The sequence below is a fragment of the Microbacterium sp. VKM Ac-2923 genome (genome assembly GCF_022815605.1).
Lineage (GTDB): Bacteria > Actinomycetota > Actinomycetes > Actinomycetales > Microbacteriaceae > Microbacterium.
Window position 1 is genome coordinate 1 of sequence record NZ_JALGRP010000002.1, and the last position, 17123, is coordinate 17123.

Annotated in this window: 15 protein-coding genes; 6 read left to right on the plus strand and 9 right to left on the minus strand. The window is 70.1% G+C overall.

All coding sequences use genetic code 11. The annotated features are described in order from the left end of the window. Positions 1-385: 385 nt before the first annotated feature. From MT347_RS03140 to MT347_RS03150, 3 genes are read left to right on the plus strand one after another with little or no spacing between them, the layout of a single operon-like run. A complete protein-coding gene (locus tag MT347_RS03140) occupies positions 386-667 on the plus strand; it encodes a metallopeptidase family protein (protein WP_235561256.1) in 282 nt (93 codons plus the stop codon). 18 nt (positions 668-685) lie between these two features. Continuing rightward, a complete protein-coding gene (clpS, locus tag MT347_RS03145; RefSeq protein WP_279391020.1) occupies positions 686-967 on the plus strand; it encodes an ATP-dependent Clp protease adapter ClpS in 282 nt (93 codons plus the stop codon). Further along, positions 964-1446, plus strand: coding sequence for a DUF2017 family protein (locus tag MT347_RS03150; RefSeq protein WP_243498011.1), 483 nt, complete (start codon positions 964-966; stop codon positions 1444-1446). Before clpS ends, MT347_RS03150 begins: the two co-directional genes overlap by 4 nt. A gap of 22 nt (positions 1447-1468) precedes the next feature. On the opposite strand, the gene MT347_RS03155 is transcribed toward MT347_RS03150, so the two are convergent. From MT347_RS03155 to gatC, 6 genes are all read right to left on the minus strand, one after another. Beyond that, on the minus strand, positions 1469-2062 hold the full coding sequence (locus tag MT347_RS03155; RefSeq protein WP_243498013.1) for a hypothetical protein: 594 nt from the start codon (positions 2060-2062) through the stop codon (positions 1469-1471). Further along, positions 2037-2357 carry a hypothetical protein gene (locus MT347_RS03160; RefSeq protein WP_243498016.1) on the minus strand — a complete coding sequence of 107 codons (321 nt, stop codon included), beginning with the start codon at positions 2355-2357 and terminating at the stop codon, positions 2037-2039. Before MT347_RS03160 ends, MT347_RS03155 begins: the two co-directional genes overlap by 26 nt. A gap of 218 nt (positions 2358-2575) precedes the next feature. Continuing rightward, positions 2576-3832 carry a DNA polymerase IV gene (locus MT347_RS03165; protein WP_243498018.1) on the minus strand — a complete coding sequence of 419 codons (1257 nt, stop codon included), beginning with the start codon at positions 3830-3832 and terminating at the stop codon, positions 2576-2578. A 386-nt stretch (positions 3833-4218) separates the two neighbouring features. Beyond that, complete coding sequence (gatB, locus tag MT347_RS03170) at positions 4219-5736, minus strand: Asp-tRNA(Asn)/Glu-tRNA(Gln) amidotransferase subunit GatB (protein ID WP_243498019.1); 1518 nt, start codon at positions 5734-5736, stop codon at positions 4219-4221. Further along, entirely contained in the window at positions 5736-7256 is a 1521-nt protein-coding gene (gene gatA, locus MT347_RS03175) for an Asp-tRNA(Asn)/Glu-tRNA(Gln) amidotransferase subunit GatA (protein ID WP_243498020.1), read from the minus strand. The genes gatB and gatA overlap by 1 nt, the downstream gene beginning before the upstream one ends. Beyond that, positions 7253-7552: an Asp-tRNA(Asn)/Glu-tRNA(Gln) amidotransferase subunit GatC gene (gatC, locus tag MT347_RS03180; RefSeq protein WP_243498021.1), complete on the minus strand. Its 300-nt coding sequence runs from the start codon at positions 7550-7552 to the stop codon at positions 7253-7255. Before gatC ends, gatA begins: the two co-directional genes overlap by 4 nt. Positions 7553-7699: 147 nt before the next feature. Between gatC and MT347_RS03185 the strand changes: the two genes are divergently transcribed. Both MT347_RS03185 and MT347_RS03190 read left to right on the plus strand, forming a co-directional pair. Beyond that, positions 7700-9379, plus strand: a complete 1680-nt coding sequence (locus tag MT347_RS03185) for a long-chain-fatty-acid--CoA ligase (protein ID WP_243498022.1) — start codon at positions 7700-7702, stop codon at positions 9377-9379. 92 nt (positions 9380-9471) lie between these two features. Further along, positions 9472-9957 carry a hypothetical protein gene (locus tag MT347_RS03190; RefSeq protein WP_243498023.1) on the plus strand — a complete coding sequence of 162 codons (486 nt, stop codon included), beginning with the start codon at positions 9472-9474 and terminating at the stop codon, positions 9955-9957. 93 nt (positions 9958-10050) lie between these two features. On the opposite strand, the gene ligA is transcribed toward MT347_RS03190, so the two are convergent. Genes ligA through MT347_RS03205 form a run of 3 tightly spaced genes read right to left on the minus strand, consistent with a single transcriptional unit; the run spans position 10051 to position 14830 of the window. Beyond that, complete coding sequence (ligA, locus tag MT347_RS03195; protein WP_243498024.1) at positions 10051-12477, minus strand: NAD-dependent DNA ligase LigA; 2427 nt, start codon at positions 12475-12477, stop codon at positions 10051-10053. Between the two features lie 49 nt (positions 12478-12526). Then, positions 12527-13624 (minus strand): tRNA 2-thiouridine(34) synthase MnmA, encoded by a 1098-nt coding sequence (mnmA, locus tag MT347_RS03200; RefSeq protein WP_243498025.1) that lies wholly within the window; start codon positions 13622-13624, stop codon positions 12527-12529. 9 nt (positions 13625-13633) lie between these two features. After that, positions 13634-14830, minus strand: a complete 1197-nt coding sequence (locus tag MT347_RS03205) for a cysteine desulfurase family protein (RefSeq protein WP_243498027.1) — start codon at positions 14828-14830, stop codon at positions 13634-13636. 47 nt (positions 14831-14877) lie between these two features. Here MT347_RS03205 and glgX point away from each other — a divergent pair, with 47 nt between their 5' ends. Then, positions 14878-16956, plus strand: coding sequence for a glycogen debranching protein GlgX (glgX, locus tag MT347_RS03210; protein ID WP_243498029.1), 2079 nt, complete (start codon positions 14878-14880; stop codon positions 16954-16956). The last annotated feature ends 167 nt before the right edge of the window (positions 16957-17123 follow it).

Genomic DNA, 17123 nt, shown 5'->3' on the forward strand with positions numbered 1-17123 from the left:
AAACCGCGTGATTCCGCGGTAGTACGTCCTCGAAGCAGTGGGTGGGCAAACAGATTCAAGTCCCGTTAGCCACCCCACACATCGAAAGCCCGGGCGGACACGATCCCCCGGGCTTTCGCGTTCCCGGCAGGTGCGCCTCGGGCGCCCGTAGAATCGACGACGGATGCCGCGGCCCCCGCCGTCGGCGCCGGTCATACGCTTCGATACGCCCCGGGAGGTCCGCGTGCACGACACCGACGACGCGCACCTCCGGGATCCGGAGGATCCGTCGGCGACGTCAGCACCCGCGGGCGGCATCGAGGTGGATCTCCTCCCCCCTCTCCACCTCGACGCTGACGCCTTCGAACGGATCGTGGTCGATGAACTCGACCGGCTGCCGGACGACATGATCGAGGGCCTCGACAACGTGGTCTTCGTCGTCGAAGACCGACCGGAGGACGGCTCGCTCGATCTGCTCGGCCTCTACGACGGCTGGGCGTTGACCGAGCGCGACCGGTACGGCGTCGGAGAACTCCCCGACCGCATCATCCTTTACCGCGAACCCCACCTCGCGGCGTGCGCAGACGAAGACGAACTGCGCGACGAGATCCACACGACCCTCGTCCACGAGATCGCCCACTTCTACGGCATCGACGACGAGCGGCTCCACGAGCTCGGGTGGGCGTGATGGGTGGCCTGGCCGTGCCTGACCTCGACGCCGACATGGATCGCGCGCTGTCGGCCCAGCCCCCCCTCGAGCTGGCAGACGGTCGTCTGGAACGACCCCGTGAACCTCATGAGCTACGTCTCGCACGTCTTCCGCAGCTACTTCGGCTTCGATGCCATCACCGCGAACCGGTTGATGTTGGCCGTGCACCATGATGGCCACGCGGTCGTGGCACGAGGACCCCGCGAAGTCATGGAGGCGCACACGCAGGCGATGCACGACTTCGGCCTATGGGCGACCGTCAGGAAGGATCCGGCGTGAGTGAGCGAATCGTGGTGCTCGAGATCAGCGGCCTCGAAGCCCTTCACCTCGCCGGCATCGTGGGGCAGTTCCGCGACCTGCTCGCCGATACACGGTCAGCCGACGACCCCGCGGTGATGAGATTGCTGCCCGACGCCTACCCCGACGACGAGGCCGCGAGTGGGGAGTTCCGTCGCCTCACCGGCGGCGACCTGCTCGAGCGACGGGCGCAGGACGCCGCGACGGTGTTGCGCACGCTGGGGATCGACGGCGCCGACGTCGACCCCACGAGCGACTCGGATGCCACCATCGCCGTCGCCCTCGGCGAGAGCGAGGCTTTGGCGTGGATGCGGACGCTCTCGGCGGTTCGTCTTGTGCTGGCGACGCGGCTCGGTATTCGGACCGAAGACGACCATCAGCCCGATGACCCGCGCTTCGGCGTGTACGACTGGATCGGTTACCGGCTCGACGGGTTGATGACGGCGCTCGACCGGCGTTGACCCGACGGCGCACTGCCCCGACTCAGGGAAGTCGCACGACCACCGACGCGAGCGAGACAGGGTCGTGTCCGGCGATGTGCCCATCTTCCTGCCGTGCCCACCTGTCCCAGTGAGGACGGTAGGTGTCGCCGTCCCGGTCCAGGGCGCGAGTCTTCCGTGACAGCGTCGGCGCGTCGACCCAGACCGACACATCCGCGAGTCTCGCAACCTCGGGCGTGAGAAGACCCGAGCCTTCGACGACCAGAGGCAGCGACGGGTCGACGGCGTGGGCCTCCGCGCGCTCGTCTGCGTCCCAGTCCCACCGCTCCCACACGCCGATCACCCCACGAGCATGCGGTCGCAGAATGGATTCGCACGCATAAGCGGAGCCGTCGGCGAGACCGTCCCAGCCGGGGTACACGTCATCCAACGCCACCAGCTGCACCCGACCTCGCCCCGGCCAGGCAGCCACCAGACGGCGAGCGAGCGAACTCTTACCGGCACCGCTCCTCCCGTCGAAGACCACCACGGGATTGGGCGCCCCCACGGCGACGACGCGTTCCGCCACCACGGACACTGCCGCGGTCAGGGCGTCGTCGAGCGGGTCCGCGCTACTTCTTGAGGGCGCGGATGACACGGCTGAGCGCTCGACCGGCGACCCATACGAACGGGATGCCGACGGCGAGCAGCGCGACGAGGTTCGGGTCGAAGCGCAGATCGTCACCACGGCGGATGTACGCGCCGAGCGGGAGCGTGTATCCGCCCCCACCACCGCCGCCATTGCCCTGCTCGTCGGAGCCGCCGCCGTACCCGGCCCACACGAGGGCGACGGGGACGATGCGCACACCATCGACGTCCTGCTGCTCGCCGTAGGCGGCGGTGACGCCGAATTGGGTGGACTGCTTGCCGAGTTCGAGTGCGATGTTGGGCATGAGCACCACCGTAGCGGGGGTGTCGAGGACACCGCACGGGTGTTGCGCCACGCGGCCGGTCGTGCGACGACCCGGGCTCCTCGCGCGTCCGGGCGTGCCACGACCCGGGGTCCTCGCCGTCCCCGTAAACGACGACAGCTCCTGCACCGGACGACGCCTCGGCTCTCTCGCGGAGACGACCTGCACGGCCGCGCGGCAGGGACCGGAGAGCGGCGGGCTCAATGGTCGTAGGACGGCCGTGGGTTGGTCGGCAGCGCTCCTCCCCCGCGCGACGGGCCGAGCAGCGACCCGCGTGTCACCGCCCCGCGCCCGAAGCGTGCCGTGGCCCCGTCGAGCGCGCCCTCGACCCTACGCCACTCGGCGTCGTCGTCCCACAGCGTGGCCGCCATCGCCGCGGGCTTGAGCTTCTCGCCGCGGACTCCGACGAGCCGGACGGCTTGGCGTCGGTCGATGGAATCGAACAGCTCGATGGCGGCGTCGCCGATGCGCTGACCCACCGAGGTGGGTTCGGGAAGGGTGCGCGAGCGGCTCAGGGTGGTGAAATCCGAGAACCGCACCTTGATCGAGATGGTCGACGCCTCGTAGTGCTGACTGCGCAGACGTGCCCCGACGCGATCGGCCAGGCGCCGAAGTTCGACGTGGAGAGTGCCGGTGTCGGAGATGTCGGCGTGGAATGTCTCTTCGTGTCCCACGCTCTTCTCTGCGCGCCCCGTGTGCACCTCGCGCGCGTCGATGCCGCGCGAGAGATGCCAGACTCGTTCCCCCATCGCCGGGCCGAGCACCTGGTCGAGCGCGTGCCGCGGAGTGTCGAGGATGTCGGACACGAGACGGATGCCACGCGACTCCAGCGCTTCGGCCGCCTTCGGACCGACCCCCCACAACGCCCGCACCGAGCGGGGCCGGAGGAACGCCTCGGTGTCGGCCGCGGCGACTACGAGGAGGCCATCGGGCTTGGAGATCGTGGAGGCCATCTTGGCCACGTGCTTGGTGGCAGCGACCCCGATGCTGCAGGTCAGCCCCGTCTCGGCTTTGACCCGAGAACGCAGATCGCGGGCGATCGTGCCGGGGGTCCCCCACAACCTCCGCGCGCCGCGCACGTCGAGGAACGCCTCGTCGATCGAGAGGGGCTCCACCAGGGGCGTGACATCGTGGAAAACCGCCATGACCTGGCGTGACATCTCGCTGTAGCGATGGAACGGCGGATTCACCACGATGGCCGTCGGACACAGGCGCAGGGCGATCGCCACCGGCATCGCCGACTTCACGCCGTATCGCCGGGCCTCATACGAGGCGCTCGAGACGACCCCGCGGCCTTCGGAACCGCCGATGATCAAGGGTTTACCGGCCAGTGACGGGTCATCGAGGACGGCGACCGACGCGAAGAATGCGTCCATGTCGACGTGGAGGATGCCGGTGCCGGTGTCATCCGCGTCGATGCTCGAGACGATGCGCCCTGTGCCGTCCCCGCGTCCCATGTCTCTATTGTCTCCCGGACCTCCGACATCGGGCCGGAGGGTCCCACCCTCGGACCGGATCGACGCCCGCGACATCCGCGATTCGCGCAACCTCCGCGGTTCGGGCGACCTCAGCGATTCGCGCGACCCCCGCGATTCGCGCGACCCCGCGATTCGCGCGACCTCAGCGATTCGCACAACCTCAGCCGACAACCCACGAACCGCCCTGAGTCTCTGCGGAATGCTGAGGTTTGCGCGACCCCACCATGCGCGCCTCGCACGACGGCCGACCGCACGTCCGCCGACCTGGCGTACGCGCACCTCGACGACTCGACCCGCGGCCGGAACGACGGATGCCACGACCCAGCCGTTCGAGACGGCGGGGGGTCGTGGCATCCGGTGTGCGCTTACTGGGCGGCGGCACGCTCCAGGACGAGCTCGCGTACGCGCGCGGCGTCGGCCTGGCCCTTCATGGCCTTCATGACGGCGCCGATGACGGCGCCGGCGGCCTGCACCTTGCCGTCGCGGATCTTCGCAAGCACGTCGGGCTGGGCGGCGAGGGCGGTGTCGATCGCCGCGATGAGGGCCCCGTCGTCCGAGACCACCGCGAGCCCGCGGGCGTCGACCACCTCTTGCGGGGTGCCCTCGCCGGCGATGACGCCCTCGAGCACCTGCCGCGCGAGCTTGTCGGTGAGCGTGCCCGCGTCGACGAGCTGCTGGAGGGCGGCGACGTGCGCGGCCGAGACGAGGTCGGCGGCGTCGCGGTCCTGCGCGTTCGCGACGCGGGTGATCTCACCCGTCCACCACTTGCGGGCGGCGGCGGGAACGGCGCCGGCGGCGACGGTCTCGGCGACCGCATCGAGCAGACCGCCGTTCGCGACGTCCTGGAACTCGAGATCGGTGAAGCCCCACTCGGCCTTGAGACGGCGACGGCGGGTCGCGGGGGGCTCCGGGAGGGACGCGCGCAGTTCTTCGATCAGCTCCGCCGCGGGGACGACCGGCAACAGGTCGGGCTCGGGGAAGTAGCGGTAGTCATCGGCATCCGACTTGGGACGGCCGGGCGAGGTGCGGCCCGTGTCCTCGTGCCAGTGACGCGTCTCTTGCGTGATGGTGCCGCCCTTCGCGAGGATCGCGGCCTGACGCTGAATCTCGTAGCGAACGGCGCGCTCGACCGACCGCATCGAGTTGACGTTCTTGGTCTCGGTGCGAGTGCCCAGCTTCTGCTGGCCGCGGGGGCGCAGGGAGACGTTCGCGTCGCAGCGGAGGTTTCCCCGCTCGAGCTTCGCCTCGGAGATGCCGAGGCCGCGCACGATGTCGCGGATCGTCGCGACGTACGCCTTAGCCAGCTCGGGGGCGGAATGCTCGGCGCCGAAGATGGGCTTCGTGACGATCTCGACAAGCGGAACGCCCGCGCGGTTGTAATCGACGAGCGAGTACTCGGCGCCCTGGATACGCCCGGTCGCGCCTCCCATGTGGGTGAGCTTGCCAGCATCCTCTTCCATGTGCGCGCGCTCGATCGGGATGGTGACGATCGTGCCGTCGGCGAGTTCGACCTCGACGGAGCCCTCGAACGCGATCGGCTCGTCGTACTGGGAGATCTGATAGTTCTTGCCGAGGTCGGGGTAGAAGTAGTTCTTCCGCGCGAAGCGGCTCGACGGGGCGATCGAGCACCCCAGAGCCAGGCCCAGGCTGATCGAGGAGCGGATCGCCTCCTGATTGACGACGGGGAGGGCTCCGGGAAGACCCATGTCGACGGGCGCCACGAGCGTGTTCGGCTCGGCGCCGTGATTCGCCTCGTTGGCCGGGTTCGGCGCCGCCGAGAACATCTTCGTCGCGGTGTTGAGCTCGACGTGCACCTCGAAGCCGAGGACGGGCTCGAATCGCTCGAGCGCCTCGTCGAAGTCCATGAGTGCGTCTTTGGCCATCAGAGCGACGCTCCGTTCGTGAGAGAAGGGGCACGATCCAGGAGGGGACCGCCCCACTGGTCGACGAGCAGCGCTTCGAGCGCCGCGCCGACGCGGTACAGACGCGCGTCCTCGCGGGCGGGAGCGAGGAACTGGATGCCGACGGGCAGGCCGTCTTCGTCAGCCAGGCCGCTGGGGATCGAGATACCGGGAACGCCGGCCAGGTTGGCCGGGATCGTCGTGATGTCGTTGAGGTACATCTGCAGCGGGTCGTCGATCTTCTCCCCGATGCGGAAGGCCGTGGTCGGTGCCGACGGGGTCGCGATGACGTCGACCCGGCCGAAGGCGGCGTCGAAGTCCTGCTGGATGAGCGTGCGCACCTTCTGCGCGCTGCCGTAGTAGGCATCGTAGTAGCCGGCCGACAGGGCGTACGTGCCCAGGATGATACGACGCTTGACCTCGGGACCGAAGCCCGCGTCGCGCGTGGCGGCCATGACGTTCTCGACGGTGGCGGCGCCCTGCGGGTTCACGCGGAGGCCGAAGCGCACCGAGTCGAACTTCGCCAGGTTGCTCGACGCCTCGGCCGGGAGGATCAGGTAGTACGCCGCCACGCCATACTCGAAGTGCGGAGCGCTGATCTCGACGATCTCGGCGCCCTGCGCCTCCATGGCGGCGAGAGCAGCGCGGAACGAGGCGGTGACGCCCGGTTGGAAGCCCGTACCGTCGAGCTCGCGCACGACGCCTACCTTCAGGCCGGCGAGCACCTGCCCCGTCGCGCCCTCACGGGCCGCAGCGGCGAACGAGGGCCACGCGTCGGAGAGCGACGTGGAGTCGTTGGCGTCATGACCGCCGATGACGTCGTGGAGGAGCCCGGCATCGAGGACGGTGCGCGTGACGGGCCCGACCTGGTCGAGGCTGGATGCCAGAGCGATGGCGCCGTAACGGCTCACTCCGCCATAGGTCGGCTTGACGCCCACCGTGCCCGTGACGTGCGCGGGCTGGCGGATGGAGCCGCCGGTGTCGGAGCCGAGGGCGAGCGGTGCTTCGAACGCCGCCACTGCCGCGGCCGACCCCCCGCCGGACCCCCCGGGGATGCGGTCCAGATCCCACGGATTGCGGGTCGGACCGTATGCGGAGAACTCGGTGGAGGAGCCCATCGCGAACTCGTCCATGTTGGTCTTGCCCAGCGGCACCAGTCCCGCGGCGCGCGAGCGCGCGACCACGGTGGCGTCGAAGGGAGACATGTAGCCCTCGAGGATCTTCGAGCCGCTCGTGGAAGGCATGTCGGTGGTGACGAGGACGTCCTTGACGGCAAGGGGAACACCGGCGAGCTCGTGCAGGTGTTCGCCGGCGGCGCGTCGGCGATCGATGTCGGCGGCGACCTCGAGCGCGTGGTCGCTGACGTGCAGGAAGGCATGGACGTCGCCGTCGACAGCGGCGATGCGGTCGAGGTGCGCCTGCGTGGCTTCGACGCTCGAGACGTCCTTCGCCGTCAGGGCGGCGGCGAGATCGGCCGCTGTCAGCCGAGTGAGATCGGTCACTGCTCCTCCCCCAGAATCGCGGTCACACGGAACCGGCCGTCGGCCTGGTCGGGCGCATTCGACAGCACCTGCTCGCGGCTGAGCGGCGGCTGTACGACGTCGGGACGGAAGACGTTCTCGAGCGGGATCGGGTGGCTCGTGGCGACGACGTCGGGAGTGGCCACCTCGGACACCTTCGCGATGTTGTCGACGATGGCATCCAGCTGGCCGGTGAGGCTGTGCACCTCTTCGTCGCTCAACTGGATCCGAGCGAGCACACCGAGATGGCGCACGAGTTCAGGGGTGATTTCAGACACCCCACGAGTCTAGTTCGCGCGCCGCCGACGCTTCGGCCCGCACGTCTGGGGAGGAGGGTGCGCCGGGCGTCGGCGCACCCTCGGCCGGCCCGCTCAGGCTGTGGAGACGGCATTCGACGAGTAGACGCCGCGTCATAGGCTGGCCGGGTGACGAGCTTCGATCCGCCGCGACCCTGGACCTCGAGCTACGCCGCGGGGGTGCCCGCAGACCTGCCGCCTCAGGACGGTTCGCTCATCGACATCGTCGACGCCTCCGTCCGCGATTATCCCGACGCCCCCGCCCTGCAGTTCTTCGGGCGCGAGACGAGCTACGCAGACCTGTCCGAGCAGATCGCCCGCGCGGCGGCCGCCCTCGCCGCGCACGGTGTGCAGGCGGGCGATCCCGTCGCGATCGTGCTGCCGAACTGCCCGCAGCACATCGTCGCCTTCTACGCGGTGCTGAGGCTGGGTGCGGTGGTGATCGAGCACAACCCCCTCTATACGCCACGCGAGCTGCGCACGCAGTTCGAGGACCACGGCGCGACGCACGCGATCGTGTGGAGCAAGGTCGTCGCCACGGTGCAGGGGTTCGCCGCCGATCTCGGGGTTGAGACGATTGTCTCGGTCGATGTGACCCGCGCGATGCCGTGGCCGACGCGACTCGCCCTGCGTCTGCCGGTCGCGAAGGCACGCAAGTCCCGCGCCGCGCTCCACGCCGCGACGACGGGCGCCGCGGACTGGGACGCCCTCGTGAGTCACGCCCCGCTCCCCTCGTCGCACCCGCGTCCGAGCTCCGACGACCTCGCCATCATCCAGTACACGAGCGGAACGACGGGCACCCCGAAGGGCGCGATGCTGACGCACGCGAACCTTCTCGCCAACGCGGCGCAGGCGCGGGCCTGGGTTCCCCAGATCGTTCGTGGTGAGGGCTGCGTCGTCTACGCGGTCCTTCCGATGTTCCATGCCTACGGCCTCACGCTCTGTCTCACCTTCGCGATGTCGATGGGCGCGCGTCTCGTGCTCTTCCCGAAGTTCGAGCCCGATCTCGTGCTCGCAGCGACCAGGAAGCACCCGGCCACGTTCCTGCCTCTCGTACCGCCGATCGCCGAACGCCTGCTGAAAGCGGCGCGGGAGGAGGGGGTGTCGCTCGCGGGGACCGATGTGGCCATCTCCGGCGCCATGGCTCTGGCGCACGAACTCGTCGTGCCGTTCGAGGAGGCGACGGGCGGCTTCCTGGTCGAGGGCTACGGTCTCAGCGAGTGCTCCCCCGTGCTGATGGCGAACCCCGTCGCCGACAACCGCGTCGCCGGTACGGTGGGCCTTCCCCTACCGGGAACGGAGTGCCGCGTGGTCGACCCCGACGATCCACGGACGGACGTCGATCGCGGCGAACTCCTCGTGCGAGGGCCTCAGGTCTTCCGCGGGTACTACGGCAAACCCGAAGAGACCGCGACCGTGTTCGTGGACGACTGGTTCCGCACCGGCGACATCGTGACGATCGACGAGGCGGGCTTCGTACGCATCGTCGACCGCATCAAGGAACTCATCATCACCGGTGGCTTCAACGTCGCACCGACCGAGGTGGAGGGCATCCTGCGCCAGCACCCGTCCGTGGCCGATGTGGCCGTCGTCGGGTTGCCCGACGACCACTCCGGTGAGCAGGTCGTCGCCGCGGTCGTTCCCACCGACCCCGATGCCTTCGATGCGGAGGCCGTTCGCGCGTTCGCGCGCGGCATCCTCGCGCCCTACAAGGTGCCGAAACGGCTCGTGGTGGTCGACGACCTTCCACGCTCACTGATCGGCAAGGTGTTGCGGCGACAGGTTCGAGACCGCCTGTCCTCCAAGTGACCCCGCCGAGGCGACTCGCTCGGCGGCCGAGCCCTTCGCTACGGTGGGCACGCGGGCCACTCGCGGCCCGAACGACACCAGCGGGGGAACTCTTGACCAACACACGCGCACCGTTCGCTCTCGTCGCAGCCTCCGCGCTGCTCCTGCTCGCCGGCTGCTCCGGTGGGGGCCCGACGACGACGGCCGCCGAAACGACGCCCCCTGCCGCCCCGTCTTCGGCAGCATCGTCCCCTGCCGCCCCTGCCGGCGAAACCGGACAGCCCAAGGCGGACGCCTGCGAGATCATCATCGCGTCGTTCAACGACGTGGCCTCGACGAGCGAGGCGATCGACACGAACGACCCCGACGGCACCCTCGCGGCGTTCGGGGCGCTCACCGAGAAGGTGCAGGCCGACTTCTCTCAGATCACGAACGCCGAGATCGCCCCCGGCGCTCAGAAGGCGAGCGCACAGCTGACCGAGTACTCCGCTTTCCTTCAGCGACTCATGGGCGACCCCAGCCAGGCGAGCGAGCTCATGACTCAGGTGACCGCGCTGCAGGAGAGCTTCACCGAGGCCGCAACCCCCTGCCAGGGCTGACGCCGAGCACGGCGGGGCGCGGGCCGAGGCTCTCGCCCCGTCGTGATCCGCGCCCGTCACCCGCATCCCGCACGGCGTCGGCCGCGCGATGTGTCACTCAGCGGTCCCGTCGGGCTCGACACCACCCGCGTCCACCTCGCCCGCATCGAGCGCCCCGGGCCCCCGCTCGACGAGGATCCGGAACTGGGCGGCGTCCAGGATGCGCAGACCGAGATCTTCGGCCTTCGCCAGTTTCGACCCCGCCCCCGGCCCGGCCGCCACGAAGTCCGTCTTCTTCGACACGCTCGACGCCGCCTTGCCGCCCGCGGCGATGATGGCCTCCTGAGCGCCCTCGCGGGAGTATCCCTCGAGCGAACCGGTCGCGACGACGGTCACCCCGACGAGCACGCCTCCGGCCGCCGCCGCGCCCCCCGGACCGGGGTGCCCCGGAATGGCGAACCGCACTCCGGCGGCCTGCCAGCGTTCGACGATCTCGCGATGCCACTCGACCTCGAACCAGTCGATGACCGCATCGGCGATGATGCCGCCCACGCCCTCGACCGCGGCGAGCTCTTCACGAGACGCCGCACGGATGGCATCCAGGGTGCCGAACCACTGCGCGAGAGCACGCGCAGCCACCGGGCCGACATGCCGGATGTTCAACGAGACGAGCAGTCGCCACAGGTCTTTCGTCTTGGCCTTCTCGAGCTCGGCGACCAGCTTGACCGCCTGCTCGGAGGGACGCACCTCGCGGAAGTCTTTCCGGATGCCGCGACGGCGGCGCTCCGCCGCATCGAGCTCTTCGCTGCCAGGTGGGTAGGAGGCCGGACCGAGCTTCTGGAACGGCGCCCGCCGCACGAGCTCCCCGGTGTCGGCATCGACCTTTCGTTCACCGGTCTCGGAGTCGCGGACGACGACCTCGATGGGCACGAGTTCATCGATCGTGAGCTCGAACAGACCCGCCTCGGTGTCGAGCGGCGGGAGCTCCGGCACCTCGGGCTGCGTGAGCGCCGCGGCCGTCACCTCACCGAGCGCTTCGATGTCGAGAGCGCCGCGCGATCCGATGTGCTCGACGCGCCCGCGGACCTGAGCCGGACAGGACCGGGCGTTCGGGCAGCGCAGGTCGATGTCGCCCTCTTTGGCGGGACGCAGCGCCGTTCCGCACTCGGGGCAATCGGCGGGCATGACGAACGCGCGCTCGCTGCCGTCTCGCAGCTCCACCACCGGCCCCAGCACCTCGGGGATGACGTCACCCGCCTTGCGCAGTACGACCGTGTCACCGATCAGCACGCCCTTGACCTTGACGACGTCCTGATTGTGCAGGGTGGCCTGACGCACGACGCTGCCCGCCACCCTCGCCGGCTCCATCACGGCGAAAGGAGTCGCACGGCCCGTGCGCCCGACGGAGACGACGATGTCGAGAAGTTTCGTGTTGACCTGCTCGGGCGGGTATTTGTAGGCGATCGCCCACCGCGGAGCGCGGCTGGTGGCGCCGAGCTCGTCGTGCAGAGCGAGCTCGTCGACCTTGACGACGACGCCGTCGATCTCGTGCTCGACGTCGTGCCGATGCTCGCCGTTGTAGGCGACGAACGAGAGGACGCCGTCGATGCTCGACTCGACGCGGCTGTAGGGAGACGTCGGGAGACCCCACGAACCGAGGAGGTCGTAGATCTCGCTCTGCGCCGCGACCGGCGGGTCGGGCCAAGCCCCGATGCCGTGGACGTACAACGCGAGCGAATCGATGCGGGCGAGACCCGCTTCGAGTTCGAGCCCGGACTTCTTCTCGATCTGCTGACGCAGACCCCCACTGGCGGCGTTACGGGGATTGGCGAAGGCGGGGAAGCGTCGCGCGGCGGCGACCTCGGCTTTCTCGACGTCGAAGGCCCGTGCACCGCGGCGCCCCGCCGCGCGTTCGCGCGCCTCGGCGACCGCGCGGTCACGGAACTCGCCCTGCAGCCGGTTGAGGTTCTCGAACTTCGCGACGGGGATGAACACCTCGCCGCGCACTTCGACGAGCGCGGGATGGTTCTCGCCCGACAACCGGCGAGGGACTCCCGCGACGCGCAGCGCGTTGTCGGTGACGATCTCGCCGACGCGCCCGTCGCCGCGGGTCGCGGCCGACGTCAGCACGCCGTTCTCGTAGCGCAGGTTGAGCGCCAGCCCGTCGATCTTGAGCTCGCTGAGCCAGTGCACCCGACGCCCGGCCGAGGCCTCGGTTTTGAGCGCCCAGTCCCGCAGCTCCTCGGAGGAGAACACGTTGTCGAGGCTGAGCATGCGTTCGGCGTGTTCGATGGTCGCCAGATCCGTGGCCTCGGCCGCGCCGACCGAGAGAGTGGGGCTGTCCTGCCCCTGCAGTTCGGGGTGGAGCCGCTCGAGGGCCTCGAGCCGGTGCATCCATCCGTCGTAGGTGGCGTCATCGACGAGCTCGGCGTCGCGCCCGTAATACGCGTCGCGCGCGTCGGTGATACGCTGCGCGAGGTCTGTCGCCTCGACGCGCGCGTCGTCGAGGGAGAGGTCGGGAAGTCGATCCGGCGATGTCACCCCTTCAGCTTAGGGACGACCTCCGACATCGTCGGTGGAGGGTGCGCCCTCACACCTCGACGGGAACCGCCGACACGGTGCGGTCGATCGTGAACTGCCCGATCACGCGCGTGCTGTCGTAGAGCACCGCGGTCTGGCCGGGGGCGACACCGTCGAAGGGCTCGTCGGGCCGGACGGTCAGCACCCCGTCGACCAGCGTGGCGGTTGCGGGGACGGGGTCGGCGTGTGCGCGGATCTGCACGTCGCAGGCGAAGGATGCCGCCGAGGGCGCGCGTCCCGCCCAGGTGAAACGCTCCCCCGCGATCTCGGAGCAGGCGAGCGCCTCTTTCGGCCCGACCACGACGGTGTTGTTCACCGGCCGGACCTCGAGCACGAAGCGGGGCTTGCCGTCGGCCGCGGGCACGCCGAGCTGGAGGCCGCGGCGCTGACCGACGGTGAAGGCGTGCGCACCCTCGTGCGAGCCGATGACGGCACCGGTGCGGTCGAGGATCTCGCCGCGCTCGGCGCCGACCTTGTCGGCGAGCCAGCCGCGGGTGTCCCCGTCCGGGATGAAGCAGATGTCGTGGCTGTCGGGCTTCTGCGCCACCGAGAGTCCGCGCTCCTCGGCTTCGGCGCGCACCAGCGCCTTGGAGGGGGTGGACCCCAGCGGGAAGTACGTGTGCGCGAGCTGCTCGGCGGTCAGCACGCCGAGCACATAGGACTGGTCCTTGGCGGTGTCGGAGGCGCGATGCAGCTCTCGGCCCTCAGGAGTGTCGACGAGAGTCGCGTAGTGGCCGGTGCAGACCGCGTCGAAGCCGAGTTCGAGGGCGCGCTCCAGAAGAGCGGCGAACTTGATCTTCTCGTTGCAGCGCATGCACGGGTTGGGGGTGCGTCCGGCGCGGTACTCCGCCACGAAGTCGTCGATCACGTCGTCGCGGAAGCGCTCGGAGAAATCCCAGACGTAGAACGGCATCCCGAGCTTGTCGGCGGCGCGGCGTGCGTCCATCGCGTCTTCGATCGTGCAGCAGCCGCGGCTTCCCGCGCGCAGCGTGCCGCCGGCGCGGGAGAGGGCGAGGTGCACACCGACCACGTCGTGCCCCGCCTCGACCGCGCGCGCCGCCGCCACCGCGGAGTCCACGCCCCCACTCATCGCCGCCAGAACTCGCATCGCTCCAGTCTACGAACGCGCCGCTGAACGGGCGCCGGATGCGGCCCCGGATGCCACGGCGCGGGCGTACGCCTCGGGCAGGCGGGCGAGCACGGCGTCGACGTCGGCCGCCGTCGAGGTGTATCCGAGGGTGAAACGCAGAACGGACCGCGCCGCCCGCTCGTCGAGTCCGAGAGCCAGCACGACGTGCGACGGCTCGGCGACACCCGCCTGGCACGCGGATCCCGTCGACACGGCGATGCCCGCCATGTCGAGCAGGAACAGCAGCATCTCGCCCGCGGCATCCGGGAACAGCACGTGCGCGTTGCCGGGCAGACGTTCGGTCGGGTCTCCGAGCAGCCGCGCCGCCGGGATGGACGAGCGGATGCCGTCGAAGAGCCGCTCGCGCAGCGCGGTCAGTCGCGCCGCTTCGGAAACGCGCTCCGCCTCCGCTGCCCGCGCCGCGACGGCGAACGCCGCCGCCCCGGCGACGTCCTGCGTTCCCGCCCGCAGGGCGCGCTGCTGTCCGCCGCCGTGCACGAGGGGCGTGAGCCGCGCGTGCCTCGACACGACCGCCGCACCCACCCCCACGGGTCCGCCGACCTTGTGCGCGGACACGGACATCGCGGCCAGTCCCCCCGGCGCGCGTCCCGCCCCACGCCAGCCGGCGAAGTCGACCGCCACGTGTCCGAGCGCCGAGACGGCGTCGAGGTGCAGGGGCACGCCGGCCTCGGATGCCGCAGCCGATAGGCCGGCGGCATCCTGGAGCGTCCCGACCTCGTTGTTGGCGACGAGCGCCGTCGCGACGGCCGCCCCGGGCAGGGCGGTGGAGAAGGCGTCGGCGTCGATCCGACCGCGCTCGTCGAGCGGCACGGCTCGCACCGACGCCTGCGCAGCCGACGCGAGCCACCCCACCACGTCGAGCGTGGCGTGGTGCTCGCCGTCGGGCAGGACCACGGCATCCGTCCCCTCGGCGCGGGACCACCAGAGCCCCTTCAGGGCGAGGTTGGCCGCTTCCGTACCCCCGGAGGTGAAGACGATCTCGATGGGCTGGCATCCGAGCACCTCGGCGAGCTGGTCGCGGGCGTCCTCGAGAAGCCGACGGGACGCTTGGCCGGCGCCGTGGATCGACGACGGATTGCCGAGCACCTCGTGGGCGCGGAGCCACGCGTCGCGAGCTTCCGCGCGCAGAGGAGTGGTCGCTGCGTGATCGAGGTAGACCTGCACCTTACGTCCTCCCTCTGCCGCCCGCTGCCTTCACTACCCTAAGACGCATGGTCCGAACCGAGACTGCCCTTGCGGCCCGCCCTGCCCTGCTGAGCCCCGCACTCGACGACCTCGGCGTGCGCCTCGGCCCCGACGGCGGGACGCTGCGCGTCTGGTCGGGCTCGGCCGATGCGATGCAGTTGCTGATCTTCGACGAGATCGACCTCGACTGGGCGACCGAGACGCTCCCCCTCTCCCCCGTCGGCGGCGGTGTCTTCGAGGCGACCACGCCGCTGCTCCGCCCCGGAGCGCGTTACGCGATCCGCGTCGGCGGACCGCAGGGAGCCGGCCAGACCTTCAACCCCCAGTCCCTGCTCGCCGAGCCCTACTCGCGAGGGCTCGTCTCGGGGAGCTTCGGCGACTGGCGCTCGGTCGTGGTCGACGGGTCGTTCGATTGGGGCACCTCGTCCAAGCCGCGCGTGCCGCTCGACCGCACGGTCATCTACGAGGGGCATGTGAAGGGCCTCACCAAGAGGCATCCCTTCATCCCCCCGGCGCTGCACGGCACCTACGCGGGCCTCGCACACCCGGCGATGATCGAGCACCTGCTCGCGCTCGGCGTCACCACCGTCGAGCTCCTCCCGGTGCACGCCTTCGCGACCGAGCCGCGATTGCTCCAGCTCGGGCTCACCAACTACTGGGGCTACAACTCCCTCAACTTCTTCACCCCGCACGCCCCCTACGCCACCGCGGCGAGCCGCGCCGACGGCCCCGAGGCGGTGCTCCGCGAGTTCAAGGGGATGGTCAAGCTCCTGCACGAGGCGGGGCTGGAGGTGATCCTCGACGTCGTCTACAACCACACGGCCGAAGAGGGTATCGGCGGTCCCCGCACGAGTCTGCGCGGCATCGACAACCGCTCCTACTACCGTCAGACGGCCGACGGCGCGTACATCGACGAGACGGGCTGCGGCAACGCGGTGAACACCTCGACCCACGCCGCCGCCCGCCTCGTGCTCGATTCGCTGCGCTACTGGTCCGAGGACGTGCAGGTCGACGGCTTCCGTTTCGATCTGGCGGTCACCCTCGGTCGCGACGAACGACACTCGTTCACCCCCGACCACCCGTTGCTGACCGCCATCCGCGAAGATGCCGTCCTGTCGGGCACGAAGCTCATCGCGGAACCGTGGGACGTCGGAATGGGCGGCTGGCAGACCGGCAACTTCGGCGACGGCTGGCTCGAGTGGAACGACCGTTACCGCGACCGCGTCCGCAACTTCTGGTTGAGCGACATCGACTACGCCCGGCGGGCCGACACCGCCCCCGTCGGCATCGGCGGCTTCGCCACGCGTTTGGCCGGTTCGTCGAACACCTTCAGTGAGGATCGCGGTCCGCTCGCGAGCGTGAACTTCGTCACCGCACACGACGGATTCACCCTCAATGACCTCGTGTCGTACGACGTCAAGCACAACCTCGGCAACGGCGAGCAGAACCGCGACGGCGCCGACACCAACCGCTCGTTCAACCACGGAGCCGAGGGCTCGACCAACGACGAGGGTGTCCTCGCCACACGCCGCAAGGCAATGCGCAACCTCATGGGAACGTTGCTGCTCTCCGCCGGGGTGCCGATGATCACCGCGGGCGACGAGATGGGCCGCACGCAGCGCGGGAACAACAACGCCTACTGCCACGATTCCGCGCTCACCTGGCTGACGTGGGACATGTCGCCCTGGCAGCGAGATCTGTTCTCGCACACGCAGCGGCTTCTGCAGGTGCGGCGCGAGAATCCGGCGTTGCGCCCGAAGCGGTTCGCCCGCCTCGGGGAGAGCATCCCGTCGGCCTCCGTCATGGAATGGTTCGACGAGCACGGCGAGACCATGTCGAGCGACCGGTGGAACGATCCCGCTCACCGCACCCTGCAGTACCTGGCGACCTCGACCCCCGAGCACGAGGCACCGAACCGGGTGCTGTTGGTCATCCACGGCACCGAAGACGCCATCGACATCGTGCTGCCCGATCTCGACGACGTCGTGTTCACCGAGCTGTGGTCGAGCGCCGACGAGAAGCCGTCGGAGGTGAGCGCGGCGTTCTCGCCCGGCGAGGTTCTCACCATCGCGGGGACGACGATGCGGCTGTTCCGCGTCGACTGATCGGAGCGTGCTGTCAAGACCGCGGGAATGGATGCCACAACGTCGGCGCCCCGCGGTAGGTTCGGACCGTGGCCACCACGACGACATCCTCGCCCGAGCTGCCCTGGCGCAGCGCCGCCTCGATCCCCGTGCGTCCGGTCAAGCCGACGCCCACCTCGCGTCGCGTG